An 18,977-nucleotide genomic window follows, 5' to 3' on the forward strand; every position below is an offset into this window, starting at 1 on the left:
CCTCTTTTCTACCATAAACTTGTCTCGCTTACACGGCGGCTGATGTAATTTGCTGTATAGATGAAGATCAAGCTAATCACGCCCATAAAAAGATCAATAGAAGCGCCATAGCTGAAGTTCCCCTGCACCATACCCACCCTATAGACATAAGTACTGATAATATCCGCTGTGTCATAGATCGCCGGATTCTGCATCAGGAACACCTTCTCGAAGCCAATCTCGAGCACTTTACCGATATTAAGAATCAAGGTGATCACGATGGCGGGTGAAATGCCGGGCAAGGTGACATGCCATATTTTACGCATGCGGCTGGCTCCGTCCATATCAGCAGCTTCATACAGCTGCGGGTCGATAGCGGTCAACGCGGCCAAGTAGATAATAGTCTCCCAGCCGATATGCTGCCAGATCTCCGACAGGACATAAATACCGCGGAACAATCCAGGTTCATTCATGAAATTGATCGGTCCAATCCCTATGGCACCAAGCAGATTATTAATCAGCCCTCCGGTTGGGGATAAAAACATGATCACCATACTGGCTACAATGACATTTGAGATAAAATGTGGAAGATAGCTGACGGTCTGCACAACTCGTTTGAAAGCAGCCTTGCGCACCTCATTAAGCAGAATCGCCAGTAGAATGGGTGCCGGGAAGCCGAAAAACAGCTTATATAAACCAAGCAGAAAAGTGTTTTTCATCAGCGGCCAAAAATCGGGATTCTCTATAAACATCCTGTAATATTTGAGTCCCACCCAATCACTGGCCCAAATCCCTTTAAAAAGATTGTAATCCTTGAAAGTGATAACTAATCCAAACATCGGTGCATAGCGGAAGATCAAATAATACAACAGGCACGGCAGGAACAGCAGCCAGAGCGCCTTGTTTTTATTCCAAGTTCGAAGGATTCCCGCTTTGTGGCGTTGAGGTCGTTGGGGTCGCCGGTGCACTTTCTTTCGCATTTTGTCCTGCACTACGCTAGCTTGAGCCATATGCATGTCTCCTCTTCTTAAAATGATCATAAATCATATAGATGTCAGATTACTTCCCCCTTTTTCCTGGGATTTGTCTCCGAATTATAGCTGCATTTCTTTGGAAAGCGCTATCTACATGTTATATAACATTTCGCCTTAACTGCGGATTTCCATAGAATAGCGTACAAATCAGCAAAATTGCATATTGTTGGTGTTAGCTTTTTGCCGCTATGATAGAATTAATCCAATTCATTTACGGGTGCATCCAAAGGGGGATACATATGAAGGGATCCGTTACAGGCAAATTTGCGCTGAATGCCCTGTTCGTTAAGCTGATGCTAAGCTTCCTCAGTGTCATCTTGATTTTGGCATCATTTAATCTGTTCTCCCATCTTTATTTAAGCGGCAAAATCTATAAGGAGATGATCCGGCAAAATGAGCTAGGCCTCGCACAAACGGTCGAAGGCTACGAAAATCATTTCCGGTTGACTCAGAACATGATTCTTGCCCTCACCCAATCCGATTCATGGACTGCCAATCTGGGCATTCTAAGCCACCTCAAAGAGAACCGACGATATGATATCCCGGCAGAAGTGATATCGGATCTCTCAACGCTGTATGCTAATCCTTTTCTGCATATCGAAAATTTCATTCTTTATTTTAAAAAGGAAAATTATGTACTGGAGAGGGAGGGCCTAAGCAGCGCCGCAGATATGTTCGGTAAATACTACTTCAGTGCAGAATACCCTCCGGAGTACTGGAGCCGGCAAACGATGGACAATCAATTTTTAAAAGTCATGCCCGCCGTAACCTTTACCGAGAAAACCATACATTCCACCCGTACGCTCGGAAGGTTAATGCCAGTGCTGGTCAAAGCGATTCCTTATGAGGAAGTGTACGGCATTGTCATGCTGAATCCGCAGCTGATGCAGGCCGCTTACGGAGATGCCGGCAATACCCCGTTCTATATCCTGGATGCGCAGAAGAATCTATTGTTCTCTACATCAGAGGGTAAACTGCAAACAAGCCAGCTTCCGGAAAGTGGCAATGCCCATGAGCGGGTCGGAGACCAATATTACTTCTATGAAAAAGGTAAACAGACTGGATTCACCTATATCCGAGTGACCCAGGTGGCGGCTATTGCTGCGGAAATGCGGGGGATGCAGCTATTGCTGGCTGTATTACTCTCTGCCGCAGTACTGATCAGTGTTCTCTCATCCCTAATCTTCAGCCATCGGCTTAACCAACCGCTCCAGCGCCTGATTGCCGCCTTGGACCGTAAGGCAGGCAGCCGGCCTGAAAAATTGAGCAGTGTGAAGGAATTCGCCATTATCGGCGACCGCCTGAGCTCCATTTTGGAGAGTAACCGCTTCATCCAGACCGATCTTGATCATAAGAACTCACTGGTGCGCCAATATGCCTATACTCATAAAGTGAAAAATATCCCGCTGAGTAAAAGCCTCGCGGAGCTTGAAGATGTAAGGCAATCCGAACAGCCCTATGCCTCCATTCTGTTCAAGGTCAGCTTCAAAACCTTACCGGACGAATTGGAGAAACACACACTGATGTTATGGAAGCTGGTTCAAAACTTGATCACTGGTGGTGAAAGCGAAATCGTCGCACTCCAGCCGGAACATGATCAGCTCATGCTGCTCCTGTTCAATCCCGGACCGCAGAGCAGTTTTCTGCAGGCTCTTGATACCCTTAAGGAGCTGCTGGATTCGGAGACATCCTTATATCTGACTATTGCTGTAAGTCCGGTATATTCAGGCGAAACCTCATTTACCGATGCCTACAATAATCTATCGATGTTGTTAAATGAGCGTAGATTGAACGGGGAAACACAAATTATCGTAGAACCTAGAGCCTCATCCGCCAAATCCTTTCATTTAAAGGTGACACACGGAGAGGAGCTGCACAATCTGCTGCAGTCTGCCAATGAGGAGGCTGTATTCGCTTGGTTGGATCGTCAGCTGGAGCAGCTGCAGCACAAGGACGCGGCGGCGGCGGATTTTCGGGCATTTGCCTTGGGAGCAGCGGAACAGACGAGCAAAACGGTGACGAGGCTGAATCTGCCCCAAGCGGAGCGTCTCTTACCACCCCCACTAGAGCCATTTAACGCTTTCCACTCAATGGATCAATACAAGGAATGGCTGCGTGATCTGGTTCGTCCTGTGCTCGTGGTCATCAGTAGCCGCTCGGAGTCGCGCGACCCCATTATCAGCTTTGTGCTGGATTACTTAGACAAACATTACGGCGAGGACATCAACCTCAACCTAGTAGCAGACAAGTTAAATTTAACTCCAGGTTACCTGTCCAGCATTTTTAAAGAGAAAACAAACATCAACTTCAGTGAATATCTGAACAATCTGCGGATTGAGCGGGCCAAAGAGCTGCTAATGAATCTGGAACTGCGGATTCAGGATATCGCGCTTCAGGTCGGTTATCAGAACGTAAATTCCTTCATCCGTATGTTCAAACGTTGTGCTGGAATAACTCCGGGCGAATACCGCAAGCGCTATTCCCGTGATGATTCACTCCCCTCCTCCGGCCTTGGCTTGTAAAGAGGCTACATTGCAGAGGAGAGGACAAAAAAGGCCCCCCCATTGGCTGGGGGCCTTTTTGTTGTAAAGATTTGCAATCAGAATCCCGTTTTCGGAATCTCCATTGGCACAATATTATAGGGCGCTGTCATACCCGTCCGCACCTGATACATCTGGTCATGGGCCTTTCTCGCTGCTTGCACGAAAGGTTCATATGGACGGTTGCAGACATCCACTACACCGATTTGATAGTTTTCTCCGTCATAACGTCCGAGCACAGGCTGATCATTCCATTGAAAATAATGAACTCCGATGAGCTGCGGGATGGCTGCCCCCTGCTCCACATAATAACGGTAAGCCTCACCGCGCTCCTTCTGGGTTGCCACCGCACGGATCCCATAAGCCAACATGCCGCCTTCAGCCGCACCAAAATGATATTCCCCAATCATGACTGGTTTGTTCAGTCGTCCGCTGATCTGGGCGATCTGTTCCTTGTCAGGACTGAACTGATAGCAGTTCATAGAGAATACATCAAACCATTCGCAGCCCTCCAGCACCTCATCACTGCCAACCCAGGCATAACGCATTCCCAAATTCAGATGATTCGGATCAGTCTGCTTGCAAAGACGGGCTGGCACTTCTACATACCGTCGAATCATGATCCGGTTAAACTGGTTATAATCCACTTCTCGGGCAGAAGTGAGATTATCCCCGGTTACATTCACATTCAATACATCGTATAAATCCTCGAATTCTTCAAAAACGCTATCCCACGCCATGTTTAATCGTTCCACTGTTTTGTACTTTTCTGCAAGCCAGCGAATGAATTCCTTCTTACTGGCATAACGGACCGGAGATTTCAGCATCTGCCCGGTCAAATTCAACCCATCCACGAATGCCCAATGCGGCTCATTACGCATGAAATAACCGACCATTCTCTGCTCTTCCCTTAATGGAAGAAGCTGCTCCGCAAAGCTCCCGGCATTCCGCTCATACTCCGGGCTAAACACATCCGGGAAATCCCGGAAAATAGTCTGCTCCGTCATAGGAAAGTCCACTAGAGGATAAACATACGGAAGCTGGGATTCGTTGATAAATCTATCATTAGACCAGTTACCGATGGTGTTGAATCCCCATTGTTGTAAGCGAAAATCCGTCATAGCCACCCAGTTAGAGCGCCACTCCGCCCCAAAAGCAGTGATCAGATTAGCAATCTCGAAGCTGAATTCCTCGCCATCCTGTGACCAAGCTTCTTGATAGAGTCCTTCCCGCTCCGGCAATGAGGGTATCAAGTGTTCCATGCCAGTTACATGCATAGAACAAGCTGGACCCACACAGTCCATCCCCGTACTGAACAGGGCATAACCCTCTGGATCAACGAACCACCAGCGGCTGCCGTCAAACTCCGTGCGGAAATATCCAGTTGCCGCGAATCTCAGCGCCTTCCAACCTCCGTACCTGCTGAGGTCACCTCCATTGTGATCAGCATGTTCCGCAAGTTTCCGCTCTGTGCGCAGCCGATCCGTCATCGCTTCTGCATCAACCGTTTTCCCTGGCCAATCCCTTCCCTTTAATTGGCCCAGATCATCTATATATGGTTGCTGTTCATACTCAAAGACGGGCTCAGTTAGACTTAGAGCCAAGCCACTAATTTGCACAGCTCTACTTGTTGTTGAAGGGAGAGTAGCGATAGAGAATCGGGTGATATGCTTGCGATCGATGCCTGCATCTCCCCTCAGTACTGTCTGCATCACACCCGGATAACGGGGAAGGAACAGCTTCTCACCATTTAAATGAATCAAGGGTAAACAAATTTCCGTGCGCACACCAGGTAAAATTCCTACATGATAAGTAATGACCTTATGATCCCGATCATAAAAACTGAATAACAGCACCAGAACGTCATGGCTTTCATGGTAAACCTTTGCATTAACGAAACCATAATCGCACCAAGCGGCGGATTCCAGATGCCCTGGCTGAAGCTCAAATCCACCACCTTCTGGTGTAGTGATGAACTGAAACGTCTCAGAGGAAGTCGCAGTAAGTTGTGTATGGGGGTCACTTTTAAACCATTCCATAGGGAAGGAGACAGATAAACTCATCGGTATACCTCTTTTCTCAAAACTGTTTACCTTACTGAAATCAGTTGAAAAAGCTGCGGGTCTGCACCTAGACGGGGATCATGGCAGCGTGTGGATTCAAGGAACACACAACCCCAGCCCCCACGCTGTTCTCCTGCTACGGTAAGAACTCTTCCGTCATTGCTCCCAATAGTCAGTGAACCTGCTTCTGTCTCTGTAAGCAACCATATAAACTGATCTTCGTTGTCACGAATAGGCTCCAGCAGCAAGGAATTCAACGGGCCAATAGATAAGGCCTTTTCACTGTTTCGAATTCTCGCCCTACCCTTCTCCCCGTATTCAACCGTCCATCTCTGCTGCTGATCTTCATACGAAAGCGTCCGGACTTCGACGTTCAGGGTCTCCTCATGTTCAATGGATTGATTTCCCGCCGCCAGATAAAGCCCCATTCCTAAGCTTTTCAATCTGAACAGACCACTACCAGAGCCGCATTCCACAGCTACGATTCCCTTCCTTAGGTCAATCACCGTTCGCTCTGCCCAGTCAAGCTTCATTTCCCGGTCAGATGGAAAGCTGAGCGGCAGAAATACATAGGAAGAGGCATAATAATCCGCAGGGTCCCAGCGATCACCAACATACAGGTAAGAGCACTGGTCATTGTCTGTTCCTACAATAGGAACTATAAAAGCAGGCTGGCTGTCGTATGTAGTGATGTCGCCCAAAGTCAGCAAGGGTGACCAACGACCAAATAATTCCTCAGACCAGGCATAGGTTCCTTGGTTAGGCAACCAGCCCGTACAGGCGGACGAGATGAGGAAGTATACACCCTGACGTTTCATTAATGCAGGTGCTTCACGCGCTTGTCCGGGCCACAAGGTCTTGACCTGTTCTTCTATGCTGAGGTAATCAGGTGACAGACGATACATAATAAGATCAGCATTTTCCCTTGCCGCGGAGATAAAATAAGCCGTTCCATCGTCATCCTGGAACAAGGTGCAGTCCCGAGACATGTTACCTATCGGATTAAAGCTGCCCCGGTAAACATAATCCCCATCTACCGTCCCGCAATCAGCGATCGCGCAGCGCGCATCAGAGTAGTCGCGTCCATTTTCCCAATGCATCCACATAACAAATCTCCCTGTAAGTTTGTTGTAGAGTACTTTTGGGCGCTCAATTATCGCACCCGTTGGGCGACCCTCCCTGTCCAAGGGTTCAAGCTCTAATGTGGTGCGATGATAAATCGGCTGTACCGGTGAATCGAGTGTGAGCACATCATTGCGCCATTCCCAATTCACTAGATCCACAGATCGGTAGCAGCTCACTCTCCGCCGATCCATCCGGTTCTCACCAAACCAGTAATAATATCCATCCGTATAGAGCATATGTCCACCATGTGCATGTACAGGATTTCCGCTCATATCCAGAAGTGGAGCGCTATTTAGTAGGGTGACTATACTCGCATTTTCGTCCATGATTAACCTCCAGAGGATCAGATTTTTAGACAAAAAAGCAGGTCCGGCCAAGGATGACCTTAACTGAACCTGCTGTTCTTGCGAACTTATTTCAATCCCATCTGAGACATCACATCCACCTTGCTAGCATTGTTATACCATTCGTTGATTTCTTCGGAAATTTTCGTACCGCCTTTGTCATGCCATTGCTTCACGAAGTCATCGTACGCAGTTAGCGGCTCTTTACTGTAAATAATTTTGGTGAAGGTTTCCTTTTCCATCGTATTCAGTTGCTCCCAGGTTGTCTGCATGGTCTTGGTAGGTGGACCGTTAAATGCATTTGGAAGCAGTGACTCTCTATTCTCATAGGAAATCACATATCCCTCTTTGGCTGTTTCATCATTTGATGCCGATCTGATCAAGACCCCATTCTCAGCTTGTGCACCTTTGGAAAGATCATAAAAAGATTTACCTGGGCCATCCACACTTGGTGTATTTTTGGTAAAAGCCATTTTCCCTACACCTTGAGCGGCATCCAAAGGCGTATTGAATTTTTTGGAATCGAATACCACTTCATCGCCAACGATGTCATAATCATATCCCTGAGCATAACCATATTTGAAATCTCCGGTACCAAATGCTGCATCGTAAAGCTTGTCATAATACAAGAAGAAAGCTTCCATATTGTTAAAGTCTTTATTAAACATAAAGACACCATCGTTCTGTTGACCGGATTGGTAGGTTCGATCCCCACTTATACCATTAATTGTTGGGTAAGCTTTGATTTTAGCCCCTTTTACGTTAGTTTCCACATCTTTAACACTGCCGTACAGCCAAGGACGGCCAATAATAATCCCTGCTTTACCTTCAGTGAAATCCGCCAGTGCATCCCATGCACCCTGTGTAGCCAGCTCCTTATTTAAATACCCTTTGGAGTACCAATCGCGAAGTTTAGCTAACGCATCCTTTGTCCCATCAGCGACGGAACCGTAAGTAAGTTTACCATTGTCGTTATACCATTGGCCGGGGAGACTCTTCCCTGTATAAGCACTAAAAATCATTACAGAGTCGCTTACCCAGCCCGTGTTGTAAGAATCTTTTCCCGAGAAATCAAATCCATAAGTATCATTTTTTCCGTTACCGTCCGGATCATCATTCGTAAAAGCAGCGATTACCTGTTCAAATTCATCTATATTTGTTGGCGCTTTTAAATTTAATTTATCTAACCAATCTTGACGGATAAGCATGACCTCACCTTCAGTGAGATTGGGCGAGATCGCCATCCCATAAACCTTGCCGTCCTGGATAACCGGGTTGAACGTTGTTGGATATTGTTTATATATTTCTTTCAGACGCTCAGGCATATATTTGTTAATGTCCTCCGCAATATCTTTTACAAGTCCAGATTGAATCAGATCATTTTCTAATGAGGTATCATACACTGGCAAAACATCCGGAAGCTTCTCGGAACCAGTGAGCGCTAAACGAAGTTTCGTATTATATTGGGAGGCATCACCGCCCAAAAGAGTAGTTTGGATGTTAATCCCTAGATTCTCGACACCCCAGCGGGTCAACACATTATCATTTAAGCTCTCCCCGTTGATATATTTACCGGCATTCTCATCTTGTTGCTTGGCGATGTTGATAGTAATAGGAGGATCGTATTTGCCGTCTTTGAGAACCGCTTCTGCCGCAGTAGATTCTTTACCGTTTGAGCCGCAGCCCGATAGCAATCCTGCCATCAATACAGTAGTCGTTATTAAGGCCCCTGTTTTTTTCATCAATAAGCTCCTTTGAATTAAAGTTTTATATGTTGGTCACGTTATTCTTTTACAGCACCCAGAACGATGCCTTTGACAAAATACTTCTGTAGAAAAGGGTACACAAGGATAATGGGCAGTGTGCTAATAAAAATTTGCGCAGCTTTGATACTCTGTTCTGACAACGCGGCTGCTTCTGATTGACTAAGTGCCATACTCTGCGCTGATCCTTGCACCACTACAGTCTGTAAGAATGAAGCTAACGGATAGTCCGTTGTATTCGACATATACAAAATCCCATCAAACCATGCATTCCAGCTCCCCACCATGATAAACAATCCAACGGTTGCAAGACCGGGAAGGGAAAGCGGAAGATAGATTTTCCGGAAAATGACGAAGAACGAAGCCCCATCGATAAATGCCGCCTCTTCAAGCGCCTTAGGGATTGTTTTAAAGAAATTCATAATCAGAATCAAATTATAAGCTCCGAAGGCACCGGGAAGCACGAGCGACCAGATCGTGTCCTTGAGCCCAAGTTTCGTAACCAATATATAAGAAGGAATCAATCCACCGGAAAACAACATCGTGAATATAAAAATCCACATTAAAGCATTACGCCCACGGAAATCTTTGGACAAGGCATACCCCGCCGTTGTAATAATAAACATACTGATTAACGTCCCCAGTACCGTCCGGACCACTGAGATTCTCATGGAGCCTGTAAAATTCGTGTTTTTAAAAGTTTTCACATAGGCTTCGATATTAAAGTCCACCGGCCAAAAGGATACCAAATTCCCATTTACCGCCGTCTTACTACTAAATGATTGTGCTAGTAAATGAAGCATAGGCAATAAACACGATAAGGCTACTAGAATCAGGAGGATATGATTGAAAATCGAAAATATCCTATATCCCTTGGATTTATAATACACTCCCATTCCTCCTAACAGTTTTGTAAGCTTAACAACTTCGGCTTAAAATATTTTATAGTTAGCTACCTTGTAAGCAATTCGATAGGAAATTACGATTAATATGAAGCTGATGCCGGATTTAAACAATCCAACAGCGGTACCAAAACCGTATTGGCCATTCAATAACGATGACCGGTAAACATAAGTATCGATGATATCTCCCGTACTATATACGAGTGGATTGTATAAGTTAAAGATTTGGTCAAATCCTGCATCCAGGATATTTCCAAGGCTTAACGTTGCAATTACGATGATCATCGGCATCATACTCGGTAAGGTAACATGGCGTATTTGTTGGCGGCGTGAAGCGCCGTCGATCTCAGCTGCCTCATAATAAGAAGGGTCGATCCCTGTAATCACCGCTAAGTAGACAATCATGCCAAATCCGAAGTTTTTCCATAAATCACTGATGATGATCGTCGGTCTGAACAGCGTAGGATCGCCCAAAAAGAAAATCGGTTTCAGTCCGAGGAAATTCGTAAGAAAATGATTTATGCCCCCATCCAGACCTAAGATATCAATCATGATTCCGGCAACGGTTACCCAAGAGAGGAAATGCGGTAAATAGACCAAGGTTTGAATACTCTTTTTAATCCCCATGTTTCTAATCTCGCTTAGCAGAATCGCCATAAAGATAGGAACAATAATTCCGACTATAATTTTGATTACAGCAATAATGAGGGTGTTGATAATGGATTGTGTTGCCTCTTTATATTGGAAGATTCTTGCGAAGTTATCCCAACCAATCCAAGTTGAACCTGTAATTCCAAGCCAGGGCTTGTAATCCTGAAAGGCCATCACTAATCCGACCATAGGACCGTAGGCAAAAATTAGAACGAATACCAAAGCTGGGATACATAAAACATACAATGGCCAATTTTTTTTGATTTCCTTTTTCCAAGGATTCTTTCTGCTTTTTTTAACGTTGGCTTTCTCACTCCATTTGAGCTGGGTATTCATTATCTGTGCTATTGTGCTTACCCCCTTTTACATTCTTGGCTGCTAATTTCTTTCTGGTTTAATGTTAACAAAAGCGCTTTCATTCGAAAATGTCTCAAATTAAATATCATAACCACTCGCTAAACATCTTTATAAACGCTTTCATTTTGCGAGAGCTCTTCTCTTTTTCTTTTGGAATATATAGCTTATGATGAATTCACACGAGTCCTAGCGACAGGAGTAATGCTTATGATTAAAAAAGTAAATATGAAACGATTTATATATTTTTTCGTTTTTTTCCTTTTACTTACCTTAAGTTTGTTTTTCGTAATGAACTCCCTAGGTTCCAAAACCATTCAAGAGAGCTTGGTTAACTCCTCCAAAAATCAGCTAGCCTATACGGAAAGCATTCTGGATGGCATCATCTCTGAGGCAAGTTTGTATGGCATCCAATATACAGCCGACACCTCCGTACGTTTCTATCAAAGCAAAATACAAGAGATGAACAATTACGATGCCCAGATGAAAAAAAACGATATCTATGACCGCATATCAGCACCACTTCTCTCCAGTCAGGCGATTGAATCTATCGGTATCTACTGGAAATCGGACGGCACTTTTATTTTTACGGGTCATGATTCGCTTGCCAAACAGCCCTTTCAGAAGGTCACGCAGCGAGGATGGCAGATTGTTAATAACAATTTGTATTATTTTTCAATCTACCCTTATATTCATGAACCTAAGAATCCTGCCAATATTCAGTACATCGTGGGCGTTAAGCTGAAAAAGGAGTATTTAACAAGTCTTTTAGAAAAAGCAGTGAGTGGCGGCGAGAGCTCCAATGCCTTTTTACTTGTGAACAAGAGTTTAATGATTAGCAATAAAGCGGTGGATATTCGAATCGAGGAAAAAGCCAAGGAGACGATAACACCCAATGCACATGAAATTTTAAAGTTTGACTATCATATCAACGATGATGATTATTATGTTTTATCAAAGTATATTGAGCCGATTGATACGTATCTTGTTACCTATACGCGAATGAGTGATTTTTTGAATCCGCTTAACCGGAATAAACAGGTGTTTTTTGTCAGCATCTTAATGATCTTGATCATTGGCCTTATCGTGATTTTTATGTTCTATCGAAACTATTATCGCAATGTATATCTGCTCGACAAGAAATTCTACCAAGTGGAACAAGGGAATTACAGCACCAGAATTAGTGAGAACCCGGACAATCAATTTTATAGTCTATTTAAAAGCTTTAACCACATGGTCGCCAAAATACAGGCCTTATTCGCTTCATTAAAAATAGAAACCGAGCTGCGCAGAAACGCCGAAGTGAAACAGCTACAGGCTCAGATCAATCCACATTTTCTTTACAATAATCTGTTTTTCATTATGGCTGTGGCAAAAACTTCACCGGAAGCCGTAATGCAGATGAGCAAGCATTTAGCAGAGTACTATCGTTATTTAACAAAAATGAATTCAGATAATGTTACGTTGGCTTCTGAATTGCAGCTTGCCGATCATTTTTTATCCATCATGTCACTTTCCAAAAAAATAAATTATGAAATCAACCTGCCTCCTGAACTGGGAGAGCATCTGATTATGCCACTGATTATCCAGCCTATGGTCGAGAACGCAATCCAGCATGGGATTGAAGAACAGCAAGGGGCTTATCGCGTTACTATAGATGTAAAAGAACTTGATACTGGAGCGTTAATTATTGTAGCCGATGACGGTAAGGGGCTATCTAATGAGGAAATACACCAGCTAATGGCCAGACTTGAGAATGAATCCCCCCCTGAAGGATCAAGAGGAATTGGTCTTTGGAACATTCATCATCGCCTCAAAAATGCGTATGGTGAATTAAGCGGACTGCGGTTCTTCATCAATGACTGGGGTGGTTTATCCGTGCTGGCATTCATAGATTTCTCGCTGGATGAAGGAGGACAATATGCGATTATTGATAGTTGATGACGGGCATTACATCGTTGAATATTTAAAACACCTGCTGGATTGGAGCAAATTTGGAATTGAGCATATTGAGACGACAACAAATTCGATTGAAGCCAAGGAGCTATTGAATCAGAATCATATAGATATCCTTATTACAGATATTCGTATGCCCGAGGTATCCGGCATTGATTTACTGCATCATGTTCATGAGAAAAAGCTCAATACCAAGGTAATTTTCCTTTCCGGTTATTCTCAATTTGATTATGCACAGCAAGCCATCCGTCTGGGCGCTTTGGATTATTTACTCAAGCCGGTAGATAAAGAGGATATGGAAAAAGCCATGCGTCAAGTTATTAAGAATATCGCTGAGAAACCCCCAAAAACCCCAGTGGCAGAGAAAAAGATAGATGGGCTAGGTTACTTGCTTTCTGTTATTAGCGGACCTTCCCCACTACGTTATGATCACAGCACACTCGATACTGCTTTACGGAATGAGCACTTTTGCTTTTTTCACGTCTCAGGGGCTAGAGGGAAAGATGAAATGATGTTAAAAGATCATAATGGTGGACGGGACTTTATTTGGATCACTCCATCAGCCATTACTGGAATTATTCCAGAATCCAATACCGAAACTGTGGCAAGCAGCGTCGATTCCATTTCTTTTTCCGAGCCGTTTGAATTTTCTCAAAAGCATGCTGTTCGGCATATTTTTTATCATTTCTTTTTTAATGAAAATATTGGGGCCAGTGACTTTACTATGCTGAGTGCCTCTAGTGCTCTCCCTAAATTAGAGCTTGGAGAATGGGAACAAACCAGAAAAAACATTTTAAAAAACTTTGCCAAGCTCACTGTCAAAAAACAAAAGCTCCTCTACCTGCTCGAATTCATTAATTTGCTGTATTCCACAACCGATAAAATCCAATCAGCTGAGGTCGCAGACTGGATTTTCAATCAATTATCAGAGCCAAATACGGCTCTTCAATCCATCTTGCAGAGCCTCACCCAATTAGATAGAAGCGCTAAATTTTCCAATCAAAACATTGTTCATACCATTCAAGCCTATATCTCCAATCATATTAGTGATTGCTTGAGCCTGGAGGACTTAGGGAAAATTGTTCACCTACATCCTGTTTACCTGTCCAAATTTTATAAGCAGGAGACGGGTGAAAATTTATCGAGCTACATTTCTTCTAAACGCTTGGAAAAGGCCTCCAAGTTATTAATCGATTCCAACTTACATGTGCTCGATATTTCACATCTAGTCGGCTACAAAAAGCCACAATATTTCATTAAGCTATTCAAAGATCAGTATGGAATTACGCCTTATCAATATCGAAGACAGCAGATTAAATGAAACAAAAATTGAACAGATCAACAAAAAAGTTTACACTTTGAATGAAGTAACGAACCACGGAAAGGAAACCTGCTAATGTTGCGCTCCTCCTACACCATTCGCTCGGAAGAACAAGCTTCTATGCTTCTGTTTGATTCTATTGGCTGGGAACAAGCCGAGACTCCGGCATATTCATTCAACGGCCAGAACCGGACGGAGAGAAGTTGTGTTATTTTTCAGTACACCTTATCTGGAGAGGGTAGAATTGAAATAGACGGGGTTGTTCACCCATTAACGAAGGGCAAAGCTTTCCTAGTGACTGTCCCCAGTATACACAGATATTATTATCCGGAGGAAGGTACAGAGCCCTGGGAATTCATTTGGCTGAATGTACGAGGACCTCTAGCTATTTCACTCTGGAACCAGCTGATCGCACATGGCGGTCCCATTATAGAACTCCCTCAGGAATCGGTTCCGATGGATTTATTGTGGAGTATGTTCAAGGACATCCAGGTTGATGAAGAAAGAGATTTGCATTTTCTAACGGGGAAAGCCTTTCAGTGGATATTGTCCATGGAGAAATACCTCAAGAAACCGAGTTTGTTAACCACCTATATAAAAAATGACAAACTCCATGCCGCTATACAATTCATGAAAAATGATCTGCACAACAATAACCTTAGCTTAGACGATGTCGCCGCACATGTTGGAATTTCCAAACATCATCTTTGCAGGCTATTTCAAAAAAACATCAATCTCTCGCCTTTTGAGTATTTAAGAAGGAGACGGATCGAGCTGGCAGCATCTATGCTGAAAACAACAGATCAGACGATCTACCAGATCGCTGTGGACACCGGATTTGACAATGCCAGCTATTTCGGCAAAGTCTTTCGTTCCTACTTTGGAGTTAGCCCCTCCACTTACCGCGAGCAGGACCTAGAGTTCCTGTCCAAACATGTGTTTTTTGAAAATTGATGTTGCTAGGCATATCTATTCGGCTTCGATAGAGCTGAGTGGCAGGCGTGGCAGGCGTGGCAGGCGTGACAGGCGTGGCAGGCGTGACAGGCGTGGCATGCGTGGCAGGCGTGGCATGCGTGGGGTGCTAATTCGGGGCCGGTGGATGCAAGTAGTAACCATTCAGATCTGGTGGTGCCAACTCACAACCACCCTCCCCCGCTTTCGGACCCCAATGGCACTATTTGCCAATTTTTCGCCTTTTGAGCACAGTTTCGGACTCCAGTGCAGCTATTCCTTCGAAAGAGGTGCATATTTGGTACTTTTAGAGTCAATAGCGACTATGCGGTCCGATAAAACTCCAAATGTGTGAAAAGACTGCGGTTAGCGGCATTTGAGTCCGATAGCACTGTGTTGGATGGGTGAGCAACTTGCATGTCGTACTAATTCGCGTCCAGCAGCCCACGGCTAAGGAAGCAACTTGCTAAACACCCTAATTCGCGTACAGCAGCACCGAGTGATAACCATCCCCCGCCGCTTTCGGACCCCAATGACGCTATTTGCCAATTTTCCGTCTTTTGAGTACAGTTTCGGACTCCAGTGCAGCTATTCCTTCGAAAGAGGTGCATATTAGGTACTTTTCGAGCCAATAGCGACTATACAGTCCGATAAAACTCTAAATGTGTGAAAAGACTGCGATTAGCGGCATTTGAGTCCTATAGCACTGTGTTGGATGGGTAAGCAACTTGCAAGGCGTACTAATTCGCGTCCAGCAGCCCCCGCCTAGGTAAACATCCTGCTAAACACCTTAATTCGCATACGAAAGCACCGTGTCACCCCTCTACCGCCGCTTTCGGACCCCAATGACGCTATTTGCCAATTTTCCGCCTTTTGAGCACAGTTTCAGACTCCAGTGCAGCTATTCCTTCGAAAGAGGTGCATATTAGGTACTTTTCGAGCCAATAGCGACTATGCGGTCCGATAAAACTCCAAATGTGTGAAAAGACTGCGGTTAGCGGCATTTGAGTCCGATAGCACCGTGTTGGCTGGGGAAGCAACTTGCATGGTGCCAATTTGAGCCCGCCGACTTCGAGTTATAAACACTCAACTCCAGTGGCGTCAAGCTACTTGCAAGGCGCACTAATTCGCGTACGGCAGCACTTGGCTAGCAAAGCATCTTGCTAAACACCCCATCCAATAACAGCTTCGGGCGCGCAGCTAGTCACAAAAGAACTCAAAAAAGGAGAAAAAAAGGAAGGTGCCCAGCAGCCAATGGCTTTTGGGACCCCCTCCTTTTTTGATTAAACTTCTCTAAGCACGAAAAGTAGGCTTCTGAAATCGCCCTCGAGCTGTGGAAGCGTGAGTCCGAAGTGCATCAGTTCATCCCCTCTGTATACTCCGCCGTTAAACTCAAGCTTATACGATTTCGCAGGGTCGAGTCCTTTCAGACGCAATCTGCGCAACGGTGGATTAGGCCCGGCCAGAACTTGGAAGTAGGTGGCGAAGGCTTCTTTTTTATCAGCGGAAACAAACATCCATGCCGTCTCGTTTCCTTCAAAAGGACTAAGCAGTCGATAGAAATCACCGTACTGAATCAGCATTCTCAGTTCCTTGTACTCCGAAACCTGCTTGCGGATATCCTCGCGCTCAGCTTCAGTAAGCTTGGTCAAATCCAGCTCGTAGCCGAAATTACCCGACATCGCGACATGACCACGTGTCTCCAAAGGTGTAATACGATGTACCTGATGGTTAGGAACAGCCGACACATGGGCACCCATTGAACTCGCAGGATACACCATACTTGTTCCGTATTGGATCTTCAATCTTTCCACTGCATCCGTATCATCGCTAGTCCAGGTCTGTGGCATATAATACAGCATTCCCGGGTCAAATCGTCCGCCACCGCCGGAGCAGCTTTCGAACAAAATATGAGGGAAACGGGAAACGATACGTTCCAGCACATCATAAAGTCCAAGGATATAACGGTGTGCCGTTTCACGTTGACGTTCGGCTGGAAGAAGCGCTGATCCAATCTCCGTCATATTCCGGTTCATATCCCATTTCACATAAGTAATCGGAGCGGATGATAATACCGAGCTAACTGACTCGACGATATAATCACATACATCCTTACGGGATAAATCCAGCACTAGCTGCTGGCGGGCTAATGAACTTTTATGCCCAGGTACATGGAGACACCAGTCTGGATGTTCACGGTAAAGATCACTTTCAGGCGATACCATTTCTGGCTCGAACCATAATCCGAATTCCATGCCCATTGCCGTGATATCTTCGCCTAGCTTTCCAAGACCTTCAGGCAGCTTGCGACGATCCTCTACCCAATCTCCCAGGGAGCTGTCGTCGTTATCACGTTTGCCGAACCAGCCGTCATCCAGCACGAACAGCTCTAGGCCTAGCTCTTTGCCCGCTTTAGCAATTTCTTTGATTTTATCCGCGTTAAAATTAAAATAAGTCGCTTCCCAGTTGTTAATCAGAATAGGACGCTTGCTATCGCGGAATTCACCTCTGCATAACCGGGTCCGATACAGACGGTGATAGGTTCTCGATAATCCGCCAAGCCCTTCACTGGATCTTACCAATACGGCTTCTGGAGCCTGAAAGGATTCGCCCGGTTCAAGCAGCCACTGAAAATTGAAAGGTTGAATACCGATCCCAACTCTGGATATTCCGTATTGATCCACTTCTGCTTGGGCGAGGAAACTCCCGCTATACACAAGGCTGAATCCATAAACTTCGCCATGGTCCTCTGTCGCATCTTTTGCAAGCAAGGCCATAAAAGGATTCTGCTGATGGCTACTGGAGCCGCGTTTGCTGTCAATCCGTTGGATGCCAGGAACGAGGGGTCTTTTGTGAATATGGCGTTCTCTAGTCCAAGTACCGGATAATTGCAGCATGTCATAGTCAGAATCATGGAAGTCAACATTCGCGCTTAATACTCTTTTCAAAACCAGATTGTCCTTACCCAGATTCTCAATCCGCACGGAACGTGTTATAACATCCTGATCGTTAAATACGGTATAGCTCAAGGCAGCGATCAATCCTGTTTTATCATCTTGCAGTATAATTTCCAAGGTCTCTGCTTCTTCATCACTTTCAACATAAGTAGCAGGCAGACCTTTGAGTGCAGGTTTTCCTTTATTAATGGTGTAGCTCTTATAACGGAAATCCGTTACGGTCGTGCCATCTACTAGGTGAACCTCCAGTGCCGGTTCGCGGAAATCCCCGTTTCCATAGGAAGGGAATTCGCTTGGCAAGGTGTCGAGGGAGATATTTTTATCCTCCTGCAAATAAGTTGGACTAAAAGAGCAACGTTCCACCAAATTCAACGGGTGTTGAAATTCTCTCCCTGCCAATTGTGGGCCCCAGTAGACATGCGCTGGAATAACACCTTTGATCATTTCAATAATATAGCTGGATTTCTCTGACTGTAAATGAAACACCTTGCGGTTGTCGTCATAATAAATACCCATAATATGTTTGCACTCTCCTTAAGGTAGCTCAATAGAACGTTTATTGTTTGTAGTTAATGCTTCTTCGAAGTCTATTTTAGAGTGAAATGGAAGGGTATACAATCTTAATATCTATACCTATTATAGTAAAATATTGATCTATCTATACACAGGATCTAAACCACTAGAATATATATCATCAAACTGTCATTTGGAGATTGGTAGCCTAAGATATAGTAGGAAAATAACCTTTTGCTTAAATATCAAAGACGGAACGTACAGTAAGCTGGGCACGCAGTTCCTCAGCCGTAGCTGGTTTGTCGAGATCTTTTTTGGCAACCGTAACGATTCTTGAAATGCCAGCTGACAGGTCGAAATAGTTATCACTGAAGATCGCATCTCTTTCCTTGAAATCAAGTCCAACGAAACGGGCATATGCTTTTGACTTCACAGTATTTTGAAAATTATTAATAAAGACCCTTTTGATCTTATGTAACGTGATGGAAATCACATGATTTAATGTAAAATAAATGAATAATTTA

The 18,977-nt window shown here is 44.6% G+C and carries 12 protein-coding genes; 4 read left to right on the plus strand and 8 right to left on the minus strand.

Annotated features, from left to right (window positions below):
• Positions 1 to 8: 8 nt before the first annotated feature.
• On the minus strand, positions 9 to 989 hold the full coding sequence (locus NYE58_RS26875; protein ID WP_081386549.1) for an ABC transporter permease: 981 nt from the start codon (positions 987 to 989) through the stop codon (positions 9 to 11).
• Positions 990 to 1,252: 263 nt separating this feature from the next.
• Here NYE58_RS26875 and NYE58_RS26880 point away from each other — a divergent pair, with 263 nt between their 5' ends.
• Positions 1,253 to 3,535, plus strand: coding sequence for a helix-turn-helix domain-containing protein (locus NYE58_RS26880; protein ID WP_341003466.1), 2,283 nt, complete (start codon positions 1,253 to 1,255; stop codon positions 3,533 to 3,535).
• 77 nt (positions 3,536 to 3,612) lie between these two features.
• Here the strand turns inward: NYE58_RS26880 and NYE58_RS26885 are convergent, their stop codons facing one another.
• The 5 genes from NYE58_RS26885 to NYE58_RS26905 form a co-directional block, all read right to left on the minus strand.
• A complete protein-coding gene (locus NYE58_RS26885; protein WP_341003467.1) occupies positions 3,613 to 5,616 on the minus strand; it encodes a beta-galactosidase in 2,004 nt (667 codons plus the stop codon).
• A gap of 26 nt (positions 5,617 to 5,642) precedes the next feature.
• A complete protein-coding gene (locus NYE58_RS26890) occupies positions 5,643 to 7,067 on the minus strand; it encodes a family 43 glycosylhydrolase (protein WP_341003469.1) in 1,425 nt (474 codons plus the stop codon).
• 86 nt (positions 7,068 to 7,153) lie between these two features.
• Complete coding sequence (locus NYE58_RS26895) at positions 7,154 to 8,827, minus strand: hypothetical protein (RefSeq protein ID WP_341003470.1); 1,674 nt, start codon at positions 8,825 to 8,827, stop codon at positions 7,154 to 7,156.
• A gap of 41 nt (positions 8,828 to 8,868) precedes the next feature.
• Complete coding sequence (locus tag NYE58_RS26900; protein WP_081383383.1) at positions 8,869 to 9,738, minus strand: carbohydrate ABC transporter permease; 870 nt, start codon at positions 9,736 to 9,738, stop codon at positions 8,869 to 8,871.
• 42 nt (positions 9,739 to 9,780) lie between these two features.
• A complete protein-coding gene (locus tag NYE58_RS26905; protein ID WP_081382600.1) occupies positions 9,781 to 10,737 on the minus strand; it encodes an ABC transporter permease in 957 nt (318 codons plus the stop codon).
• Between the two features lie 228 nt (positions 10,738 to 10,965).
• Between NYE58_RS26905 and NYE58_RS26910 the strand changes: the two genes are divergently transcribed.
• From NYE58_RS26910 to NYE58_RS26920, 3 genes are all read left to right on the plus strand, one after another.
• Positions 10,966 to 12,696 carry a sensor histidine kinase gene (locus NYE58_RS26910; protein WP_076302658.1) on the plus strand — a complete coding sequence of 577 codons (1,731 nt, stop codon included), beginning with the start codon at positions 10,966 to 10,968 and terminating at the stop codon, positions 12,694 to 12,696.
• Positions 12,677 to 14,032: a response regulator transcription factor gene (locus NYE58_RS26915; protein WP_341003471.1), complete on the plus strand. Its 1,356-nt coding sequence runs from the start codon at positions 12,677 to 12,679 to the stop codon at positions 14,030 to 14,032. Before NYE58_RS26910 ends, NYE58_RS26915 begins: the two co-directional genes overlap by 20 nt.
• A 75-nt stretch (positions 14,033 to 14,107) precedes the next feature.
• Positions 14,108 to 14,986, plus strand: a complete 879-nt coding sequence (locus tag NYE58_RS26920; protein ID WP_076130289.1) for a helix-turn-helix transcriptional regulator — start codon at positions 14,108 to 14,110, stop codon at positions 14,984 to 14,986.
• 1,280 nt (positions 14,987 to 16,266) lie between these two features.
• Here the strand turns inward: NYE58_RS26920 and NYE58_RS26925 are convergent.
• Together NYE58_RS26925 and NYE58_RS26930 are read right to left on the minus strand one after the other, a co-directional pair.
• The gene (locus NYE58_RS26925) at positions 16,267 to 18,456 is read right to left on the minus strand and encodes an alpha-galactosidase (RefSeq protein ID WP_076194794.1); all 2,190 of its coding nucleotides are present in this window, start codon (positions 18,454 to 18,456) and stop codon (positions 16,267 to 16,269) included.
• Positions 18,457 to 18,691: 235 nt separating this feature from the next.
• Positions 18,692 to 18,946, minus strand: a complete 255-nt coding sequence (locus NYE58_RS26930) for a glycoside hydrolase family 2 protein (protein WP_256719114.1) — start codon at positions 18,944 to 18,946, stop codon at positions 18,692 to 18,694.
• Positions 18,947 to 18,977 lie beyond the last annotated feature (31 nt).

This window comes from Paenibacillus sp. FSL L8-0708 (assembly GCF_038009325.1).
Classification (GTDB): domain Bacteria; phylum Bacillota; class Bacilli; order Paenibacillales; family Paenibacillaceae; genus Paenibacillus_AQ; species Paenibacillus_AQ odorifer.

What these genes read in the sequence shown, in the direction of transcription:
- NYE58_RS26875 (WP_081386549.1), bottom strand. Translation starts at nt 989, where the DNA reads ATGGCTCAAGCTAGCGTAGTGCAGGACAAAATGCGAAAGAAAGTGCAC.
- NYE58_RS26880 (WP_341003466.1), top strand. Translation starts at nt 1,253, where the DNA reads ATGAAGGGATCCGTTACAGGCAAATTTGCGCTGAATGCCCTGTTCGTT.
- NYE58_RS26885 (WP_341003467.1), bottom strand. Translation starts at nt 5,616, where the DNA reads ATGAGTTTATCTGTCTCCTTCCCTATGGAATGGTTTAAAAGTGACCCC.
- NYE58_RS26890 (WP_341003469.1), bottom strand. Translation starts at nt 7,067, where the DNA reads ATGGACGAAAATGCGAGTATAGTCACCCTACTAAATAGCGCTCCACTT.
- NYE58_RS26895 (WP_341003470.1), bottom strand. Translation starts at nt 8,827, where the DNA reads ATGAAAAAAACAGGGGCCTTAATAACGACTACTGTATTGATGGCAGGA.
- NYE58_RS26905 (WP_081382600.1), bottom strand. Translation starts at nt 10,737, where the DNA reads ATGAATACCCAGCTCAAATGGAGTGAGAAAGCCAACGTTAAAAAAAGC.
- NYE58_RS26910 (WP_076302658.1), top strand. Translation starts at nt 10,966, where the DNA reads ATGATTAAAAAAGTAAATATGAAACGATTTATATATTTTTTCGTTTTT.
- NYE58_RS26915 (WP_341003471.1), top strand. Translation starts at nt 12,677, where the DNA reads ATGCGATTATTGATAGTTGATGACGGGCATTACATCGTTGAATATTTA.
- NYE58_RS26920 (WP_076130289.1), top strand. Translation starts at nt 14,108, where the DNA reads ATGTTGCGCTCCTCCTACACCATTCGCTCGGAAGAACAAGCTTCTATG.
- NYE58_RS26925 (WP_076194794.1), bottom strand. Translation starts at nt 18,456, where the DNA reads ATGGGTATTTATTATGACGACAACCGCAAGGTGTTTCATTTACAGTCA.